Below are 19071 nucleotides of genomic sequence, written 5' to 3'. Positions count from 1 at the left end.
CGATTAGTGATGTGGCTCGCATTTGCTTAGGTGATGATGTTGTACCCCGAAAGTTCATCTCATCGGTAGTAAAATGATATAAAAACCAATAGTGAACACTGTTTTATTATATTTATTTAGAAAAAATATATTTATTAAACAATGGTTTGATTGAAATTTGAACTGGCTTGTAAAACATTATTTTTGTGTTTGTTTTTTGTTTATTTATGTGATGTGGCGCACCTTTGGCTGTTGCCCTACAGAATGTGATAGATCTCTAACTTATTGAATGAATTAGGTTGTGTGATCGATATCACCTTTTTTAGATGACCTGAAAGATAACTTTGATTACACTAACCAAAACACGATTTGAATTTATACCTCACTTGAACATCATTCGTTTCGAGTGGGGTTTTGTTGTCTGAAGAAAGGTGTCTTTTAGAGAATCACCTTCTTTAGCTGAGAGGTATAGAATGGAAAAAGTCCCAATGACTGTACGTGGTGAGAAATTACTACGTGATGAACTTGATGTATTGTTAAAGCGTCGTCCTGTGATTTCTGAAGCGATTGCAGAGGCGCGCGAACTGGGTGACCTTAAAGAGAATGCGGAATACCACGCAGCTCGTGAAGAGCAAGGTATTTGTGAAGCTCAAATTCGTGATATCGAATACAAACTGTCTGTTGCTCAAGTCATTGACGTGGCAAACATGGAAAACACTGGCAAGGTTATCTTTGGTACCACAGTGACCGTGATTGATGTTGACACTGATGAAGAGTCTACGTATCAGATTGTTGGTGACCACGAAGCAGACATCAAAGCGGGTAAGATTTCGGTGAGCTCACCAATCGCTCGCGGCCTGATCGGTAAGATGGAAGGCGATGAAGTATCTATCACGACTCCGGGTGGTGTGCGTGATTATGATATTGATAAGGTTGAGTATATTTGATCGTTAAGCGGACGCTTTGCTAACGGACGCGTTGCTAACGGACGCAGGGCTAAGGGGCGCTTCGCTTAAGGGAAAAGCAAAAGACTAGGCTTTTCTATGGACACAAAAAAGGTCGCTTGATGCGACCTTTTTTTACGTTGGATAACTAAATATTAGTTATTTACGTGGGATTTCAATCTTGCGCTGTTCGCTTTGACGGTACAGAACAAGTGTCTTACCAATTGTTTGCACTTTTTCTGCTTCTGTTTCACGAACGATAGCGTCGATGATTAGGTTTTTCGTCTCGCGATCTTCTGACGCGACTTTTACTTTAATCAGCTCGTGGTGATCTAGAGCGATTTCGATTTCCGCAAGCACAGCCTCAGTTAATCCATTTGCGCCCATAAGCACGACAGGTTTCAGACTGTGTGCAAGGCCTTTGAGATGCTGTTTTTGTTTTGTGCTTAGGTTCATTACGCGACCAAATTTCTTTACTATTAGGGTTGAAAACCCGCATTTTAACGCCATCTATGCTGGAAGACTACCGTTTATTCAAATTGTGAATAGACTAGTCTTATAGACCTTTGATCAAATTAGGATTCAAATGAGTAAACAAAAACATTCGGCTAGCTCTAGTCGATGGTTGAAAGAACACTTTGATGATAAGTACGCAAACGAAGCTCGTAAGAAAGGTTATCGTTCTCGTGCTATCTTTAAAATTGAAGAAATTCAAGAGAAAGACAAACTTTTAAAACCGGGACAAACCGTTGTTGACCTTGGGGCTGCACCGGGTGGTTGGTCTCAATTTGCAGCAAAAGTGGTTGGCGACCAAGGCAAGATTATCGCTTGTGACATTCTGCCAATGGACCCGATTGCTGGTGTGGCTTTTTTGCAGGGTGATTTCCGTGAAGAGTCGGTGTTAGATGCTTTGCTTGAACGTATTCAACCTGACATGGTCGATGTCGTGATGTCTGATATGGCACCTAATATTGCAGGTAACAATTCAGTTGATCAGCCGCGTGCGATGTATCTTGTCGAACTGGCATTGGATATGTGTCGCCAAGTGCTTGCTCCAAACGGCAGTTTTGTGGTTAAAGTATTCCAAGGTGAAGGCTTTGACCAATATGTGAAAGAGTGTCGAGAAATGTTTAAGGTCGTGAAGATTCGCAAACCTGATTCGTCTCGTGCTCGTTCGCGCGAAGTGTTCGTTGTAGCTACTGGCTACAAAGGTTAACACCGAAACGGTTGATTTCGCTGGTTGAACGAGATTTGTTCTAAACACCCAGTTACAAATTAACACTATAGCTACAGTTATGAATCTGTAGTACCCTACCTTTTAATTACAAATAGTTATCGCGAGGCTGACACCTTGAGTGACATGGCAAAAAATTTAATCTTGTGGCTTGTTATCGCCGTTGTGCTGATGTCAGTTTTCCAGAGCTTTGGCCCTGGGGAATCTAATGGCAGAACAGTAGACTACACCACGTTTGTACAGGAAGTTGGCCAAGGCCAGATTAGAGAAGCGCAGTTTAAGGACAGAGAGATTGTTTTCGTTCGTCGTGATAACTCGCGTTACGTCACTTACATGCCTGTTTATGACAGCAAGCTGTTGGATGATCTAATTAATCAAAACGTTAAAGTGGTAGGTACGCCACCAGAAGAGCAGAGCCTGCTAGGAACCATCTTTATTTCTTGGTTCCCAATGATTCTGTTGATTGGTGTGTGGATCTTCTTTATGCGCCAGATGCAGGGCGGCGGTGGCAAAGGTGCTATGTCGTTCGGTAAGAGCAAAGCACGTATGATGAGCGAAGAGCAAATCAAAACGACTTTTGCTGACGTAGCTGGCTGTGATGAAGCCAAAGAAGACGTGAAAGAGTTAGTAGATTACCTACGTGACCCAAGCCGTTTCCAGAAGTTGGGTGGTAAGATCCCAACGGGCGTATTGATGGTTGGTCCTCCGGGTACAGGTAAAACGCTACTAGCAAAAGCGATTGCTGGTGAAGCGAAAGTACCGTTCTTTACTATCTCAGGTTCTGACTTCGTAGAAATGTTCGTCGGTGTAGGTGCATCGCGTGTGCGTGACATGTTCGAACAAGCGAAGAAAGCCGCACCATGTATCATCTTTATCGATGAGATTGATGCTGTCGGTCGTCAACGTGGCGCTGGTGTAGGTGGTGGTCACGATGAGCGTGAACAAACCCTAAACCAGATGCTAGTTGAGATGGATGGTTTCGAAGGTAACGAAGGTATTATCGTTATTGCTGCGACTAACCGTCCAGACGTACTTGACCCTGCACTACTTCGTCCTGGTCGTTTTGACCGTCAAGTAGTAGTAGGTCTACCAGATGTACGTGGTCGTGAGCAAATCCTTAAAGTACACATGCGTAAGGTTCCACTGGCTGGTGATGTTGAGCCATCACTGATTGCACGTGGTACCCCAGGTTTCTCTGGTGCAGATCTCGCAAACTTAGTTAACGAAGCAGCACTATTTGCTGCGCGTGGTAACAAGCGCAACGTTTCTATGGTTGAGTTCGAACTGGCAAAAGACAAGATCATGATGGGTGCTGAGCGCCGTTCTATGGTGATGTCTGAAGAGATCAAAGAGTCAACGGCATACCACGAAGCGGGTCACGCTATCGTTGGTCGTCTAGTACCTGAGCACGATCCTGTGTACAAAGTATCTATCATCCCACGTGGTCGTGCACTGGGTGTGACTATGTACTTACCAGAGCAAGATCGCGTGAGCATGTCTCGTCAGCATCTTGAGTCTATGGTATCGAGCCTATACGGTGGTCGTCTGGCAGAAGAGCTAATCTACGGTGCTGATAAGGTATCGACTGGTGCTTCTAACGATATCGAACGTGCGACTGATATTGCACGTAAGATGGTGACACAATGGGGCTTCTCGGAAAAACTGGGTCCACTTCTTTATGCTGAAGAAGAGGGTGAGGTATTCCTAGGTCGCAGCGTAACTCAGACCAAACACATGTCTGACGATACCGCTAAGTTGATTGATGATGAAATTCGTAAAATCATCGATTCTAACTATGACCGCGCCAAGAAGATCCTTGAAGACAACATGGACATCATGCATGCGATGAAAGATGCGCTAATGAAGTATGAGACCATTGACGCAGGTCAGATTGATGACTTGATGGAGCGTAAGGAAGTTATCCGTGAGCCAGCAGGCTGGGGTGACCAAACGGCTGCTCAAGAAGCATCAAACCAAGCTAAAGCTGAGCCAAAAGCTGAAGAACAGCCAGAGGAAAAAGCAGAAGCTAAAGCTGACGAAGTATCTGAAAGCAAACCACAAGATGGTGCTGACAAAGATTCTTAATCACTAATGTCTTAAAATAAAGCCCCGAGTATTGCTCGGGGTTTTTGTGTTTATATTGCTATGATCCTACATTCCAAAAACAAAACGCTCGATCTCTCTACACCTCAGGTGATGGGGATTTTGAACGTGACTCCTGACTCCTTTTCAGATGGTGGAAAGTTCAATCGAATTGATAAAGCCATTGAGCACGCCCAGCAGATGATCGCGGCCGGAGCAACGCTGATTGATATCGGTGGTGAATCCACTCGTCCGGGTGCTCCCGACGTTGAACTGCAACAAGAGCTTGATAGAGTGATTCCGGTCATTGAAGCGCTTAGAGCGGTGAGCGATGTCTGGATATCCATCGATACCAGCAAGGCTGAAGTGATGCGTCAAGCAATTGCTGCTGGTGCAGACTTGATCAATGATGTTCGAGCACTGCAAGAGCCTGGTGCGTTAGAGGTGGCTGCAGAAGCGAATGTGCCTATCTGCTTAATGCATATGCAAGGCCAGCCCCGCACCATGCAAACCAGTCCAAGTTATGGCGATCTGATTGAAGATGTCGGTCAATTCTTGAGTGAGCGAATTACGACTTGTGAAGCGGTCGGCATTGATAAGTCGCAGTTGGTGCTAGATCCTGGGTTTGGCTTTGGTAAAACTCTTGAGCACAACTACTCGCTGTTGGCGAATTTGGAAAGCTTCCATAAGTTTGGTTTACCTATCCTTGCGGGCATGTCGCGCAAGTCGATGCTATTCAAGCTTTTAGACAAAAAACCTGCAGAATGCGTTGCTGCAAGTGTAAGCTGTGCAACCATTGCGGCGATGAAAGGCGCACAAATAATTCGAGTCCATGACGTGCAAGAAACCGCCGATGCGATGGCGATTGTACGCATGACTCAAGCAAATCAATAAAATAAACAGGGAATAATCATGTCTCAAAGACGTTATTTTGGTACCGATGGTGTACGTGGCAAAGTGGGTCAATACCCAATCACACCTGACTTTGTACTTAAGCTTGGCTGGGCAGCTGGTCGTGTACTGGCGAAACAGGGCACGAAGAAAGTTATTATTGGTAAAGATACCCGTATCTCCGGCTACATGTTGGAGTCGGCACTAGAAGCGGGTCTTGCTGCTGCTGGTCTTAAGGCTATTTTTACTGGTCCAATGCCAACCCCAGCGGTGGCATACCTGACGCAAACTTTCCGCGCTGAAGCGGGTATCGTAATTTCTGCCTCACATAACCCATTCTACGATAACGGTATTAAGTTCTTCTCATCAGAGGGGACTAAGCTTCCTGATGATATTGAGTTGGCGATTGAAGCTGAGCTGGATAAAGACATCGAGTGTGTAGAGTCGGCCATGCTAGGCAAGGCATCTCGTTTAAATGATGCAGCAGGCCGTTACATCGAATTCTGTAAAGGCACCTTCCCATCGGAAATGAGCCTTGCAGGCCTTAAAATCGTCGTGGATTGTGCCCATGGAGCGACTTATCACATTGCACCTTCAGTGTTTAGCGAGCTAGGTGCAGAAGTAATTGCGATGGGTGTTGAGCCAAACGGTACTAACATCAACCACGAAGTGGGTGCAACCGATGTCCGTGCACTGCAAGAGCGCGTTGTGGCAGAAAATGCAGATTTAGGTCTTGCGTTTGATGGCGATGGCGACCGTATCATTATGGTCGATCACCTAGGCAACAAGATTGACGGTGACCAAATTGCGTACATCATCGCCCGTGATGCCCTGCGTCGTGGCGAACTCAAAGGTGGTGTGGTTGGTACACTCATGACCAACCTTGGTATGGAGAATGGCCTGAAGCAGTTAGGTATCCCATTTGTGCGTGCAGCGGTAGGTGACCGTTACGTCATGGAGCAACTGTTAGCGAAAGGTTGGAAGATTGGTGCTGAGAACTCAGGCCATGTGATCCTACTGGACAAAGTAACCACTGGTGATGCCATCGTTGCTGCACTGCAAGTACTGGCGTCAGTCGTTGGTAGCGAAATGTCGCTTAATGAGCTTTCTCAAGGCATGACACTTTACCCACAAGTGCTAGAAAATGTACGTTTTTCTGGCGATTCTAATCCACTAGAAGCGGAAGCAGTAAAAGCATCAGTTTCTGAGGTGGAAGCCGAACTTGGTGATAAAGGTCGAGTATTGCTGCGTAAGTCTGGTACCGAACCTCTGATCCGTGTGATGGTCGAAGGTGAAGACGATGCGCTAGTGAAATCATCAGCGCTGAAAATCGCTGAAGCGGTTAAAGCGAGCTTTTAAGTGGTTGGCCTAGGTTTATAAAAGCTTAGGCCACTATTTCACGACGATATAGGTGTTGTTGCTAGTATTTTGAGCGATCAAACTGTAATGCTTACATTTTCGTGAATTTTTACTTGTCAGCGCTATAGGGTTTGGTTAGTATGCTTTCCGCTTTCACGTTGAAAGTGCGCTAGCCTTGTCCTCAGGTTGAAGACGGCGCTGGCTCAACAATTAGGAACATAGGTGGAAATATGTTTACAGTTCTACTTGTGATTTACCTGTTGGCAGCGATTGGTATTATTGGCCTGGTGTTGATTCAACAAGGTAAAGGCGCAGATATGGGAGCTTCGTTCGGAGCTGGCGCATCAAACACAGTGTTTGGCGCTGGTGGCTCAGGAAACTTCCTAACCCGAACTACTGCAATTCTTGCAACTGTATTTTTCATCGCTAGCTTAGCGTTAGGTCGTATGTCTACACATACTACTGAATCACAATGGGTTGACCCGACACTAGGTCAAACTGTTGAGCAAGCTACTGATGTGAGTGAAATTCCAGCTGAAAACGGCGACGAAATTCCTCAATAAAAGATTGAATGCCGAGATGGTGAAATTGGTAGACACGCTAGCATGAGGTGCTAGTGCCTATGGTGTGAGGGTTCGAGTCCCTCTCTCGGCACCATGATTTACAAACTTGTAATGTTGGGCGTATAATGCTCAGCAGTCGGACGCGGGGTGGAGCAGCTTGGTAGCTCGTCGGGCTCATAACCCGAAGGTCGTCGGTTCAAATCCGGCCCCCGCAACCAACTTTTCTTATTGTTTTGAATGAGAATGTTGGTTAGCAAGTTTGCGTAATGGCTTAGACAGCTTTTTAAGGCGTTAAGCGATTGCGGGCTGATGGCAACATCAGTATCATCAGGGTCAAGCAACAAAAAACCCCGACTAGATTCGGGGTTTTTTGTTATCTGAGTTTTGAAAACTTAGATAATGCTGATTTTATGATAGGGCTATTAGCCCTTTTTTTGTTTCTAGAGTGGTTATATTTACAAAATGTAAATATCCAAGAAGGTGAAATCATGACTGGTTTAGAAAGACAATTAACCGAAATGTTGGAAGCGCCGGTAGCGGCATCTGGCTACGAGTTGGTTGGCCTAGAATTTATCCGTGCCGGCGAGCACTCAACACTACGTATCTACATTGATAGCGAAAATGGCATCAACGTAGATGACTGTGCTGAAGTTAGCCACCAGGTAAGTGCGGTGATGGATGTAGAAGATCCAATTTCAGTGGCGTACAACCTAGAAGTATCTTCACCAGGCTTGGAGCGTCCACTTTTCAAAGCTGCGCATTATGAGCAGTTTGTTGGTCACGAGGTGAGCCTTGTGTTGAAAATGGCTATGGGCAACCGTCGTAAGTGGAAAGGTGTTATTGAGGGCGTCGATGGCGACACAGTAACTCTGACTGTCGATGGCGAAAAAGAAGAATTTGTCCTTAGCAATATTTCAAAAGCTAACCTGATCCCTAAATTTTAAGTCTGGATAGAGGCTAATTAGATGAACAAAGAAATTTTGGCGGTTGTTGAAGCTGTTTCAAACGAAAAAGCAGTTCCTCGTGAGCGTATCTTTGAAGCACTAGAAATCGCACTAGCAACGGCAACAAAGAAAAAGTACGAAATCGAAATTGATGTACGTGTTGCTATCGACCGTAAAAGTGGTGAGTTCGACACATTCCGTCGCTGGGAAGTGGTAGAAGAAGTTGAAACGCCAACAAAAGAGATTTCTCTAGAAGCGGCTCAGTACGATGATGAAACTATCGAACTTGGCGGCTTTATCGAAGACGACATTGAGTCAGTAACGTTTGACCGTATTACTACTCAAACAGCGAAACAAGTGATCGTACAGAAAGTACGTGAAGCTGAGCGTGCTCAAATCGTTGAGCAGTTCATCGATAACGAAGGTGATCTAATCACTGGTGTGGTTAAGAAAGTTAACCGTGACACCGTTATCATGGATCTTGGTAACAACGCAGAAGCTGTGATCCTACGTGATGACCAGCTACCACGTGAAAACTTCCGTCCGGGTGACCGTGTACGTGGTTTGCTTTACAAAGTAGCTCCAGAAGCTCGTGGCTTCCAGCTATTCATCACTCGTTCTAAGCCTGACATGCTGACTGAGCTATTCCGTGTGGAAGTGCCAGAAATCGCAGAAGAGCTTATCGAGCTAAAAGGCGCAGCGCGTGATCCTGGTTCTCGTGCCAAGATTGCGGTTAAAACTAACGATAAGCGTATCGACCCAGTAGGTGCGTGTGTTGGTATGCGTGGTGCACGTGTACAAGCTGTTTCTGGCGAGCTTGGCGGCGAGCGTATCGATATCGTGCTTTGGGATGATAACCCTGCGCAATTCGTTATCAATGCAATGGCTCCAGCTGACGTAGCATCTATTATTGTTGATGAAGATGCGCACTCAATGGATATCGCTGTTGAAGCAGATAACCTAGCTCAAGCAATCGGCCGCTCTGGTCAGAACGTACGTCTAGCGTCTCAGCTTACTGGTTGGGAACTGAACGTTATGACTGTTGCTGATCTTGAGAAGAAACACCAAGAAGAAGCAAGTGCTGCAATTGAATCATTCATGAAGCACCTAGACATCGAAGAAGACTTCGCTCAGCTTTTAGTTGAAGAAGGCTTCTCTACGCTTGAAGAAGTTGCCTACGTACCAGTGGCTGAACTTCTAGAAGTTGATGGTCTAAACGAAGAGCTGATTGAAGAGCTACGTAGCCGTGCAAAAGATGCACTGACGACTCTAGCACTTGCTCAAGAAGAATCATTTGACGGTCTAGAGCCTGCAGAAGATCTGCTAGCACTAGAAGGTCTAGAACGCGAAATGGCGTTCAAACTTGCTGCAAAAGGTGTAGCAACTCTAGAAGATCTTGCTGAACAAGGTACTGATGACCTTGAAGGCATCGAAGATCTGACAGAAGAACGTGCAGGTGAGCTGATCATGGCAGCTCGTAACATCTGTTGGTTCGGCGACGAAGAATAATTTAAATTCAGCAAGGAGGATAGCGGATGACAAAACTTACAGTTCAAGCTTTGGGCGAGGAAATTGGTACGCCAACGGACCGTCTAATTGAACAACTTGCTGATGCTGGCATGAAGAAAGGCAGCAGTGACTTTGTTAGTGATGAAGAGAAGCAAGTGCTTCTTACGCATCTGAAAAAAGAACACGGAGATACTTCAGCTGAATCAGAGCCGACACGTTTGACACTACAACGTAAAACTCGCAGCACGCTAAACGTCGCTGCAGGTGGCGGCAAGAGTAAAAATGTTCAGGTTGAAGTGCGCAAAAAACGTACCTACGTTAAGCGCAGTACAATTGAAGATGAAGCGAAACGCGAAGCAGAAGAGGCGGCAAAACGTGAGGCTGAAGAGCTAGCACGTCGCGAAGCTGAAGATGCTGCTAAGCGTGAAGCGGAAGAAAAAGCCAAGCGCGAAGCAGAAGAAAAAGCTAAGCGTGAAGCAGAAGCGAAAGCACAACGTGAAGCTGCTGAGAAACAGAAAGCTGAACGTAGTGCTGAAGATAAAGCTAAGCAAGATGCAGCGCAAAAAGAGGCCGATGAGCTGAAGCGTCGTCAGGAAGAAGAAGCTAAACGTAAAGCTGAAGAGGATAGTCAGCGCGAACTTGAAAAAGCTCGTGAAATGGCTGAAAAGAACGAAGAGCGTTGGTCTGCTGCAGACAAGAAAAAGGGTGATATGGAAAAGACAGATTACCATGTAACGACATCAACTTACGCACGTGAAGCTGAAGATGAAGCGGATCGTCGTTCGGAAGGCGGTCGTCGCAAGAAGAAGAAAAAAGCTTCTGGCAATGATGATCGCAATGGTCGTAACAACAACCAGCGTGGCCGTGGCCGTAAAGGCAAACTGGCGAAACCTACTTCAATGCAACACGGCTTCGACAAGTCTGCGACTGTCGCTAAGCAAGACGTTGTGATCGGCGAAACTATCGTTGTTTCTGAACTGGCAAACAAGATGTCAGTGAAAGCAACGGAAGTTATCAAAGTGATGATGAAGATGGGCGCAATGGCGACTATCAACCAAGTAATTGACCAGGAAACTGCTCAATTAGTTGCGGAAGAAATGGGTCACAAAGTTGTTCTTCGCAAAGAGAACGAACTAGAAGAAGCGGTACTGAATGACCGTGACAGCGATGCAGTAGCTACGTCTCGTGCACCAGTTGTTACTATCATGGGTCACGTTGACCACGGTAAAACTTCTACACTTGACTACATCCGTCGCACACACGTTGCATCGGGCGAAGCAGGTGGTATTACCCAGCACATCGGTGCTTACCACGTAGAAACTGACAACGGTATGATTACCTTCCTTGATACTCCTGGACACGCAGCGTTTACTGCAATGCGTGCTCGTGGTGCTCAAGCGACAGATATCGTTGTACTAGTAGTTGCTGCGGATGATGGTGTAATGCCTCAGACTATCGAAGCTATCCAGCACGCAAAAGCGGCAGAAGTGCCACTAATCGTTGCTGTGAACAAGATCGATAAAGAAGACGCTAACCCAGATAACGTTAAGAACGAACTAGCACAGTACGATGTAATCCCTGAAGAGTGGGGCGGTGAGAACATGTTTGTTCACATCTCTGCGAAACAAGGTACTAACATCGAAGGCCTACTAGAAGCGATCCTACTTCAATCTGAAGTTCTAGAGCTAACCGCTGTAGAAGAAGGTATGGCGTCTGGTGTGGTTGTTGAATCACGTCTAGATAAAGGCCGTGGTCCAGTAGCTACTGTACTTGTACAGTCTGGTACTCTAAACAAGGGCGACATCGTTCTTTGTGGTCAAGAGTACGGCCGTGTTCGTGCAATGCGTGATGAAGTTGGTAACGAAGTAGCTTCAGCAGGTCCTTCTATCCCAGTAGAGATCCTAGGTCTTTCTGGCGTACCTGCATCAGGTGACGAAGCGACTGTTGTACGTGATGAGCGTAAAGCTCGTGAAGTTGCGAACTACCGTCAAGGTAAATTCCGTGATGTGAAACTGGCTCGTCAGCAGAAAGCTAAGCTAGAGAACATGTTCTCTAACATGGCAGCTGGTGAAGTTGCAGAACTAAACGTTGTACTGAAAGCTGATGTACAGGGTTCTGTAGAAGCAATCGCTGATTCACTACGTAAGCTATCAACTGACGAAGTTAAAGTGAACATCGTAGGTTCAGGTGTTGGTGGTATCACAGAAACTGACGCAGTACTTGCAGCAGCTTCTAACGCTATCATCCTTGGCTTCAACGTTCGTGCTGATGCATCTGCTCGCCGTACGATTGAAAACGAGAACCTAGATCTTCGTTACTACTCAATCATCTACCAGCTAATCGATGAAGTGAAACAGGCAATGGGCGGTATGCTTGCTCCTGAGTTCAAGCAAGAAATCATCGGTCTAGCTCAAGTACGTGACGTATTTAAGTCGCCTAAACTGGGTGCGATTGCAGGCTGTATGGTTACAGAAGGTCTGATCAAGCGTAACAACCCAATCCGTGTACTACGTGAAAACGTTGTAATCTACGAAGGTGAGCTTGAGTCGCTACGTCGCTTCAAAGATGACGTACAAGAAGTTAAGAATGGCTACGAGTGTGGTATCGGCGTTAAGAACTACAATGATGTTCGCGTTGGTGACCAGATCGAAGTATTCGAAACAGTGGAAATCAAACGTACACTGGACTAATTGACTAAAATTACTTTGGGTTCAATCCTTGAGTAATGGTTGTTGAATACACCATGGGGGGCTGGAGTTTATCCATCCCCCCATTCTTACTATTTAAGAGAAAAGATTATGTCTAAAGAATTTAGCCGTACGCAGCGCGTTTCTCAGCAGTTGCAAAAAGAGCTAGCGATGATCCTGCAACGTGAAGTTCGTGACTCACGTATCGGCATGGTAACTATCTCGGACGTTGAAGTATCACGTGACCTAGCTTACGCAAAAGTATTCGTTACTTTCCTATGTGTGGGTGAGCAGACGCCAGAAGGCTGTCTAGCAGCACTTAAAGAGCACGAACCACATATCCGTATGATGCTGGGTAAGCGCATCCGCCTACGTCTAACACCTGAAGTTCGCTTCACTTACGACGATACCCTAGTTGAAGGTATGCGTATGTCGAACCTAGTGAGCAAAGTGGTTTCTCGTGACAACGAGAAGAAGTCAGAAGCGGGTCGTGAGGACGAAGAGTAATGGCTAGACGTCGTCGCGGTCGCCCAGTCAATGGCGTGATCTTGCTGGATAAACCAACCGGTATTACTTCGAACGATGCGCTACAAAAAGTAAAACGCATCTACTTCGCAGAGAAAGCGGGTCATACCGGTGCGCTAGATCCACTAGCAACTGGCATGCTGCCAATCTGTCTTGGTGAAGCGACTAAGTTCTCTCAGTTCCTACTGGATTCTGACAAGCGCTACGTAGTGAAAGCCAAGCTTGGTGAGCGTACTAACACTTCAGACTCTGATGGTGAAGTAGTAGAAACTCGTCCAGTTAAAGTTGACCGTGGTCAGCTTGAGCGCTGTATTGCCAAGTTCCGTGGTGAATCAGAGCAGATCCCATCAATGTTCTCTGCACTGAAGTACCAAGGTAAGCCGTTATACGAGTACGCTCGTGAAGGTATCGAGGTTCCTCGTGAATCACGCCCAATCCATGTTTACGAGATTGAGCTATTGAACTTCAATGGCGATGAGATCGAGATGGATGTGCACGTATCAAAAGGTACTTACATCCGTACTATCGTTGATGACCTTGGCGAGATGCTAGGCTGTGGTGCTCATGTAACTTACCTACGACGTACGGGTGTTTCTAGCTACCCATACGAGCGCATGGTGACGCTAGAGCAACTTGAAGAGCTGCTAGAGCAAGCACACCGTGAAGAAAAAGCACCTCGTGAGCTGCTTGATCCACTGCTAATGCCTATGGATACTGCGGTACAAGACCTAGAGTCGGTAGACCTTATCCCAGAGCTTGCAGATATGGTTCAACACGGCCAGCCAGTACAAGTATTTGGCGGTCCAGTTGACGGTCAAGTACGCATGATGTGCGAAGGCACCTTCATCGGTATCGGTGAAATCGACGACGATGGTCGCATCGCACCGAAGCGACTGGTTGTTTTTCGTAACGAAGAGCAATGATAAAAACGGGGAGGCTTAGGCTTTCCCGTTTTTTTAGGGCGGATGCTAGCGCTAACGGCATACGGACACTTCGTTAACGGCTATCGGTGGGGGTATTTGAGTTCCATTGGTAACACCGTTTACCGTAAGCGAAGCGCCCGTTTACCGATTGCCGAATATTCCCTTGCCTAAACCTTAAACCCCCCTTATAATCCCCCGCTCATCGTGCCTGCTGAATCAGAGATTGGCGGCACACTTTTAAAACCCAACTCTTATTAGGAGAGAATTATGTCTCTGAATGCAGAAACTAAAGCAGCAATCGTTGCAGAATACGCACAATCTGAAGGCGACACTGGTTCACCAGAAGTACAAGTAGCACTACTAACTGCTTCTATCAACCACCTACAAGGTCACTTCAAAGCGCACAAAGGCGATCACCACAGCCGTCGTGGTCTTCTACGTATGGTTTCTCGTCGTCGTAAGCTTCTAGATTACCTTAAAGGTAAGAACCTAGAGCGTTACCAAGACCTAATCAAACGTCTTGGCCTACGTCGCTAAGAACAGTTTGTTCGAAAAAGGGGCTTTAAGCCCCTTTTTTGTTGGCTAAATTTAGCCATCGATAGCTTTTACCGCTATACTACCCTCGGCAAAAATCCATCCTGGACAATTGCTAACCACTCAAAGTGTTACAGTCACAACGTCGACCTAATGGTCGCGGCTATTAAAAATAGATTTCCCGAAATTTAAGTCTATTTTCACTAGTCGCGATTAGTAATGCTTTGAACATAATCAATACTCTCTAGGCCTGTGCCTAGTTCAAGGAATAACAATGTTTGAAAAACCAGTTGTTAAGACGTTTCAATACGGTAACCACACCGTAACTCTAGAAACGGGCGTAATCGCACGTCAAGCTACTGCTGCTGTAATGGTAAACGTAGATGACACTTCAGTATTCGTATCTGTCGTTGGTAAGAAAGAAGCCGTAGAAGGCCAAGACTTCTTCCCACTAACAGTAAACTACCAAGAGCGTACTTACGCTGCGGGTAAAATCCCTGGTGGTTTCTTCAAGCGTGAAGGTCGCCCTTCTGAAGGTGAAACTCTGATTGCACGTCTAATCGACCGTCCAATCCGTCCACTTTTCCCAGACGCATTCAAAAACGAAGTGCAAGTTATCGCAACTGTAATGTCAGTTAACCCTGACGTACAACCAGACATTCCAACCATGATTGGTACGTCTGCAGCGCTTGCTATCTCTGGTATCCCGTTCAACGGTCCTATCGGTGCAGCGCGTGTTGGTCACATCAACGGTGAACTAGTACTTAACCCAAGCAACACTGAGCTAGAAACGTCTAAGCTTGACCTAGTGGTTGCGGGTACTGAAGGCGCTGTTCTTATGGTTGAGTCAGAAGCTGACAACCTAACAGAAGAAGAGATGCTATCAGCAGTGGTTTACGGCCACGACCAACAGCAAGTTGTTATCAAAGCAATCAACGAGTTTGCAGCTGAAGTTGCTACTCCAGCTTGGGATTGGGTTGCTCCTGAAGAGAACACTACACTTGTAAACAAGATTGCTGAACTAGCAGAAGCTAAACTTGTTGAAGCTTACCAAATCACAGAGAAGATGGCTCGTTACGACCGCATCCACGAGATCGCTGGTGAAGTAAACGAAGTGCTACTTGCTGAAGATCCAGAAGCGAACACCAAAGAAATCCACACTATCTTCCACGATCTAGAGAAGACAGTTGTACGTCGCAGCATCATCGCGGGTAACCCACGTATCGACGGTCGTGAGAAAGACATGGTTCGTGCGCTAGACGTACGTACTGGTGTTCTTCCACGTACTCACGGTTCATCGCTATTCACTCGTGGTGAAACTCAGGCGATCGTTACTGCGACTCTTGGTACGCAGCGTGACGCTCAAATCATCGATGAGCTAACAGGTGAGCGTAAAGATCACTTCCTACTACACTACAACTTCCCTCCATACTGTGTAGGTGAGACAGGTTTTGTTGGTTCTCCTAAGCGTCGTGAAATCGGCCACGGTAAACTAGCTAAGCGCGGTATTGCTGCAGTAATGCCTTCTGTTGAAGAGTTCCCATACACAGTACGTGTTGTATCGGAAATCACTGAATCTAACGGTTCATCTTCAATGGCTTCTGTATGTGGTACGTCTCTAGCTCTTATGGATGCTGGTGTTCCAATCAAGTCTTCTGTTGCGGGTATCGCAATGGGTCTTGTGAAAGAAGGCGATGATTTCGTTGTTCTTTCTGACATCCTTGGTGACGAAGACCACCTAGGTGACATGGACTTCAAAGTAGCGGGTACTAACACTGGTATCACAGCTCTTCAGATGGATATCAAGATCGAAGGTATCACTAAAGAGATCATGCAGATTGCTCTTGACCAAGCGCAAGGTGCACGTAAGCACATCCTTACTGTAATGGATGAAGCTATCTCAGGTGCTCGTGAAGATATCTCTGAGTTCGCTCCACGTATCCACACGATGAAGATCAGCGCTGAGAAGATCAAAGACGTTATCGGTAAAGGTGGTGCAGTTATCCGTCAGCTAACGGAAGAAACTGGTACTACTATCGAAATCGAAGATGACGGCACAATCAAGATCGCTGCAACTGAAGGTACAGCTGCGAAAGAAGCAATCCGTCGTATCGAAGAGATCACTGCTGAAGTTGAAGTAGGCCGTATCTACACTGGTAAAGTTGCGCGTCTAGCTGACTTCGGTGCATTCGTAACGGTTCTTCCAGGTAAAGATGGTCTAGTACACATCTCTCAAATCGCTGAGCAGCGTGTAGAGAAAGTATCTGACTACCTGAAAGAAGGCCAAGAAGTACAAGTTAAAGTACTTGAAATCGACCGCCAAGGCCGTGTTCGTCTGAGCATGAAAGAAGCGGTAGAGAAGCCTGCTGACGAAGCGCCAAGCGCAGAATAATTTCGTTAAGACTTACGCAATTATCTGAAAAGCGTGTTATAAAGAGGAGCTAAGGCTCCTCTTTTTTATGCTTGAGCCACAAGGAGATTCAGTTTGGTCAAATGGTTAAAGTGCGCAGCACTCGGTGGCATGATGCTACTTACGGGCTGTGCAACACAAAATAATAGTCAGTGGTTATACCCACCAATGGCAGTTCCATTACAAGCAAGCTTGCAGCAAGAAGTTCAGATCGCTCGCATCAGTCAGCTTTTAACTCGTGAAGATCTCAATGGAGATGTGCTTTCTAAACTCTATTATGAGCGAGGTAATCATTACGATAATGTTGGTTTGAGAGACCTTGCCCGACTTGATTTTGAACGCTCACTGCAGCTCAACCCTCGTCAGCCGGATGTGTTTAATTTGCTTGGTGTGTACTTTACCGAAAAGCGCGAGTTTGACGCCGCTTACGATGCATTCGATTCAACCCTAGAGCTTGATCCGACCAATGAGTATGCTGAAAGAAACCGAGCGATTGCTTTGTACTACGGTGGTCGATACGAACTCGCTCACGATGCAATGGTCAAACATTACGCCGATGACTCAGAAGATCCATTCAGAGCGATCTGGCTATACATGATTGAACATGAGACGCAGCCAGAAATTGCATTGCAAAACCTAAAGCAACGTTATGATGAACGTACCGATCGTTGGGGTTGGATCATGGCGGCACTACTGCTTGATGAAGTATCTGAAGAGGCGGCATTTCGAGCCATAGTTGAGGCGACAAAAAATAACGAGTTGTTGTCGCAACGATTGACTGAAGCTTATTTCTATTTAGGCAAGCGTTATCAGCTCAATGGTGATTACGCCAACGCTATTGCGCTTTATAAGCTATCGGTATCATTTAATGTCTACGAATACGTTGAACATAGATACTCATTGTTAGAGCTAGGAAATATCTTCACTCTACTACGTGAGCAGAAAGACTCCCCCCAAGCTGAACAAACTTTATAAAAAACAGAGGCTTTTTAGCCTCTGTTTTAACTCATGCCCAGCTATTTATTCAAAATAATTTGAAAAACAAGATGCATTGTTGCTACTTTCTGATATAGTTTGATGTTGAAACTATAATCTGAGTGAATTATTCTCCTTAAATAGCTTATGCGATCTAATGACCCGATAGTGAAACAATTCTGGCAGTACGCTCTACCAACGGTAGCGGCGATGTTAGTTAATGGTCTCTATCAAGTGGTCGATGGTATTTTTATTGGCCATTACATCGGTGCTGCGGGATTGGCGGGTATAAACATTGCTTGGCCATTGATCGGTACCATGGTCGGCGTGGGCATGATGATAGGTGTCGGTACCGGAGCCCTATCGTCAATCAAGCAAGGTGAAGGGAACCTTGTTCAAGCCAAAGAGGCTTTTTCATCTGGGGTATGGCTATTTCTGTTGCTACCTCCTGTGTTTGCACCACTGCTTTATTGGGTGGGTGATGACATCATTGGCTTACAAGCTTCTCAAGGGCCAGAGCTACAAATGGCAGAGCAGTATTTAGATATACTGATCTTTGCATTACCCGCTACGTTTGGATCAATTGCCCTGCCATTTTTGCTCCGCAATGATAATAACCCTAATCTGGCCACAACTTTGATGGTGATTGGCGCAGTAGCCAATATCGTACTTGATTACGTGTTCATCGCAGTTCTTCAATGGGAACTGCAAGGGGCTGCATTAGCGACAGCCCTAGCTCAGAGCATAGTGACAGTGATTGGCCTAGGCTATTTCTTCACACCGTATGCGAACTTGCGTCTTAAGTTGAGCGATTGCAGTTTTAACCTAAAGTACATCCCTGAGATATTTGGTATCGGCTTATCTAGCCTGTTCATGTATGCCTATAGCTCAATCATGATTGCGATGCACAACTGGATGTTTAGTGTCTATGGCAGTGGGGTGACGATTGGTGCTTATGCCATCGTTGGATATATCGTCACGGTTTACTATTTAGTCGCTGAGGGTTTTGCTAACGGAATGCAACCGTTAGTGAGTTATAACTTTGGCGCACGCAAAGTCGACAATATTCTTAAGGTGCTCAAGGCAGCAATGACAGTGACTGTGGTTGGTGGCATGGCGTTTGTGGGTCTGTTGTACCTATTCCCAGAACAAGTGGTAGGCATCTTTAACGAAAATGACCCAGATCTAGCAGCTCAAACCATTTTGGGTATGCGTATTCACCTGTGTGTGGTGTTTATGGACGGCTTCTTGGTCGTTGCTGCCGCACTCTATCAAGGTATGGGGCTTGGGCGTAAAGCTATTATTGTCTCTTTGAGCAATATATTGTTCCAAGTGCCTTTCTTACTGTTATTGCCTAAGTATTTCGGAGTCGAAGGGGTGTGGGCTGCATTCCCACTGTCTAACATTGCCCTAACCGTGATAGTGATAGTAGTGATGATTGGAGATTTACGCCGTTTAAAATCGGGTGAGTTACTAAGACGCCCAGTCGTTGCCGCATAAAAAAACAGGCTC

At 45.9% G+C, this 19071-nt stretch carries 16 protein-coding genes and 2 tRNA genes; 17 read left to right on the top strand and 1 reads right to left on the bottom strand.

Annotation, left to right across the window (positions count from 1 at the left end):
* Positions 1–452: 452 nt before the first annotated feature.
* Positions 453–926: a transcription elongation factor GreA gene (gene greA, locus J4N39_RS11935; protein ID WP_252019625.1), complete on the top strand. Its 474-nt coding sequence runs from the start codon at positions 453–455 to the stop codon at positions 924–926.
* 156 nt (positions 927–1082) lie between these two features.
* On the opposite strand, the gene yhbY is transcribed toward greA, so the two are convergent.
* Positions 1083–1379, bottom strand: a complete 297-nt coding sequence (gene yhbY / locus J4N39_RS11930; protein ID WP_252019622.1) for a ribosome assembly RNA-binding protein YhbY — start codon at positions 1377–1379, stop codon at positions 1083–1085.
* Between the two features lie 130 nt (positions 1380–1509).
* Here yhbY and rlmE point away from each other — a divergent pair, with 130 nt between their 5' ends.
* From rlmE to J4N39_RS11850, 16 genes are all read left to right on the top strand, one after another.
* Positions 1510–2139, top strand: coding sequence for a 23S rRNA (uridine(2552)-2'-O)-methyltransferase RlmE (gene rlmE, locus J4N39_RS11925; protein ID WP_252019619.1), 630 nt, complete (start codon positions 1510–1512; stop codon positions 2137–2139).
* Between the two features lie 144 nt (positions 2140–2283).
* Positions 2284–4242 carry an ATP-dependent zinc metalloprotease FtsH gene (gene ftsH, locus J4N39_RS11920; RefSeq protein WP_252019616.1) on the top strand — a complete coding sequence of 653 codons (1959 nt, stop codon included), beginning with the start codon at positions 2284–2286 and terminating at the stop codon, positions 4240–4242.
* Between the two features lie 60 nt (positions 4243–4302).
* Positions 4303–5133, top strand: coding sequence for a dihydropteroate synthase (folP, locus tag J4N39_RS11915; protein ID WP_252019614.1), 831 nt, complete (start codon positions 4303–4305; stop codon positions 5131–5133).
* Between the two features lie 15 nt (positions 5134–5148).
* Entirely contained in the window at positions 5149–6489 is a 1341-nt protein-coding gene (glmM, locus tag J4N39_RS11910; RefSeq protein ID WP_252023721.1) for a phosphoglucosamine mutase, read from the top strand.
* Positions 6490–6719: 230 nt separating this feature from the next.
* Entirely contained in the window at positions 6720–7052 is a 333-nt protein-coding gene (secG, locus tag J4N39_RS11905) for a preprotein translocase subunit SecG (protein ID WP_252019611.1), read from the top strand.
* A 10-nt stretch (positions 7053–7062) separates the two neighbouring features.
* A tRNA-Leu gene (locus tag J4N39_RS11900) sits at positions 7063–7146 on the top strand.
* A 47-nt stretch (positions 7147–7193) separates the two neighbouring features.
* Positions 7194–7270, top strand: a tRNA-Met gene (locus J4N39_RS11895).
* Positions 7271–7540: 270 nt separating this feature from the next.
* Positions 7541–7996 carry a ribosome maturation factor RimP gene (gene rimP / locus J4N39_RS11890; protein ID WP_252019608.1) on the top strand — a complete coding sequence of 152 codons (456 nt, stop codon included), beginning with the start codon at positions 7541–7543 and terminating at the stop codon, positions 7994–7996.
* Positions 7997–8017: 21 nt separating this feature from the next.
* Entirely contained in the window at positions 8018–9505 is a 1488-nt protein-coding gene (gene nusA / locus J4N39_RS11885; protein WP_252019606.1) for a transcription termination factor NusA, read from the top strand.
* A 26-nt stretch (positions 9506–9531) separates the two neighbouring features.
* Entirely contained in the window at positions 9532–12195 is a 2664-nt protein-coding gene (gene infB / locus J4N39_RS11880) for a translation initiation factor IF-2 (protein WP_252019592.1), read from the top strand.
* 108 nt (positions 12196–12303) lie between these two features.
* Entirely contained in the window at positions 12304–12699 is a 396-nt protein-coding gene (gene rbfA, locus J4N39_RS11875; RefSeq protein WP_252019589.1) for a 30S ribosome-binding factor RbfA, read from the top strand.
* Positions 12699–13640, top strand: coding sequence for a tRNA pseudouridine(55) synthase TruB (gene truB, locus J4N39_RS11870; RefSeq protein WP_252019587.1), 942 nt, complete (start codon positions 12699–12701; stop codon positions 13638–13640). The genes rbfA and truB overlap by 1 nt, the downstream gene beginning before the upstream one ends.
* Positions 13641–13907: 267 nt before the next feature.
* Positions 13908–14177 carry a 30S ribosomal protein S15 gene (gene rpsO / locus J4N39_RS11865; protein ID WP_252019585.1) on the top strand — a complete coding sequence of 90 codons (270 nt, stop codon included), beginning with the start codon at positions 13908–13910 and terminating at the stop codon, positions 14175–14177.
* A gap of 271 nt (positions 14178–14448) precedes the next feature.
* Entirely contained in the window at positions 14449–16566 is a 2118-nt protein-coding gene (pnp, locus tag J4N39_RS11860; RefSeq protein ID WP_252019583.1) for a polyribonucleotide nucleotidyltransferase, read from the top strand.
* A gap of 93 nt (positions 16567–16659) precedes the next feature.
* Complete coding sequence (nlpI, locus tag J4N39_RS11855; RefSeq protein WP_286036803.1) at positions 16660–17559, top strand: lipoprotein NlpI; 900 nt, start codon at positions 16660–16662, stop codon at positions 17557–17559.
* A gap of 147 nt (positions 17560–17706) precedes the next feature.
* Positions 17707–19059 (top strand): MATE family efflux transporter, encoded by a 1353-nt coding sequence (locus J4N39_RS11850; RefSeq protein WP_503063673.1) that lies wholly within the window; start codon positions 17707–17709, stop codon positions 19057–19059.
* Positions 19060–19071 lie beyond the last annotated feature (12 nt).

Source organism: Vibrio sp. SCSIO 43136 (assembly GCF_023716565.1).
In the GTDB taxonomy this organism is placed as follows: domain Bacteria; phylum Pseudomonadota; class Gammaproteobacteria; order Enterobacterales; family Vibrionaceae; genus Vibrio.
This window is presented reverse-complemented; position numbering and strand designations above follow the sequence as displayed.

Coding starts and splice junctions, on each gene's coding strand:
- greA (WP_252019625.1), top strand. CDS start 453: ATGGAAAAAGTCCCAATGACTGTACGTGGTGAGAAATTACTACGTGAT.
- yhbY (WP_252019622.1), bottom strand. CDS start 1,379: ATGAACCTAAGCACAAAACAAAAACAGCATCTCAAAGGCCTTGCACAC.
- rlmE (WP_252019619.1), top strand. CDS start 1,510: ATGAGTAAACAAAAACATTCGGCTAGCTCTAGTCGATGGTTGAAAGAA.
- ftsH (WP_252019616.1), top strand. CDS start 2,284: ATGGCAAAAAATTTAATCTTGTGGCTTGTTATCGCCGTTGTGCTGATG.
- folP (WP_252019614.1), top strand. CDS start 4,303: ATGATCCTACATTCCAAAAACAAAACGCTCGATCTCTCTACACCTCAG.
- secG (WP_252019611.1), top strand. CDS start 6,720: ATGTTTACAGTTCTACTTGTGATTTACCTGTTGGCAGCGATTGGTATT.
- rimP (WP_252019608.1), top strand. CDS start 7,541: ATGACTGGTTTAGAAAGACAATTAACCGAAATGTTGGAAGCGCCGGTA.
- nusA (WP_252019606.1), top strand. CDS start 8,018: ATGAACAAAGAAATTTTGGCGGTTGTTGAAGCTGTTTCAAACGAAAAA.
- infB (WP_252019592.1), top strand. CDS start 9,532: ATGACAAAACTTACAGTTCAAGCTTTGGGCGAGGAAATTGGTACGCCA.
- rbfA (WP_252019589.1), top strand. CDS start 12,304: ATGTCTAAAGAATTTAGCCGTACGCAGCGCGTTTCTCAGCAGTTGCAA.
- truB (WP_252019587.1), top strand. CDS start 12,699: ATGGCTAGACGTCGTCGCGGTCGCCCAGTCAATGGCGTGATCTTGCTG.
- rpsO (WP_252019585.1), top strand. CDS start 13,908: ATGTCTCTGAATGCAGAAACTAAAGCAGCAATCGTTGCAGAATACGCA.
- pnp (WP_252019583.1), top strand. CDS start 14,449: ATGTTTGAAAAACCAGTTGTTAAGACGTTTCAATACGGTAACCACACC.
- J4N39_RS11850 (WP_503063673.1), top strand. CDS start 17,707: ATGCGATCTAATGACCCGATAGTGAAACAATTCTGGCAGTACGCTCTA.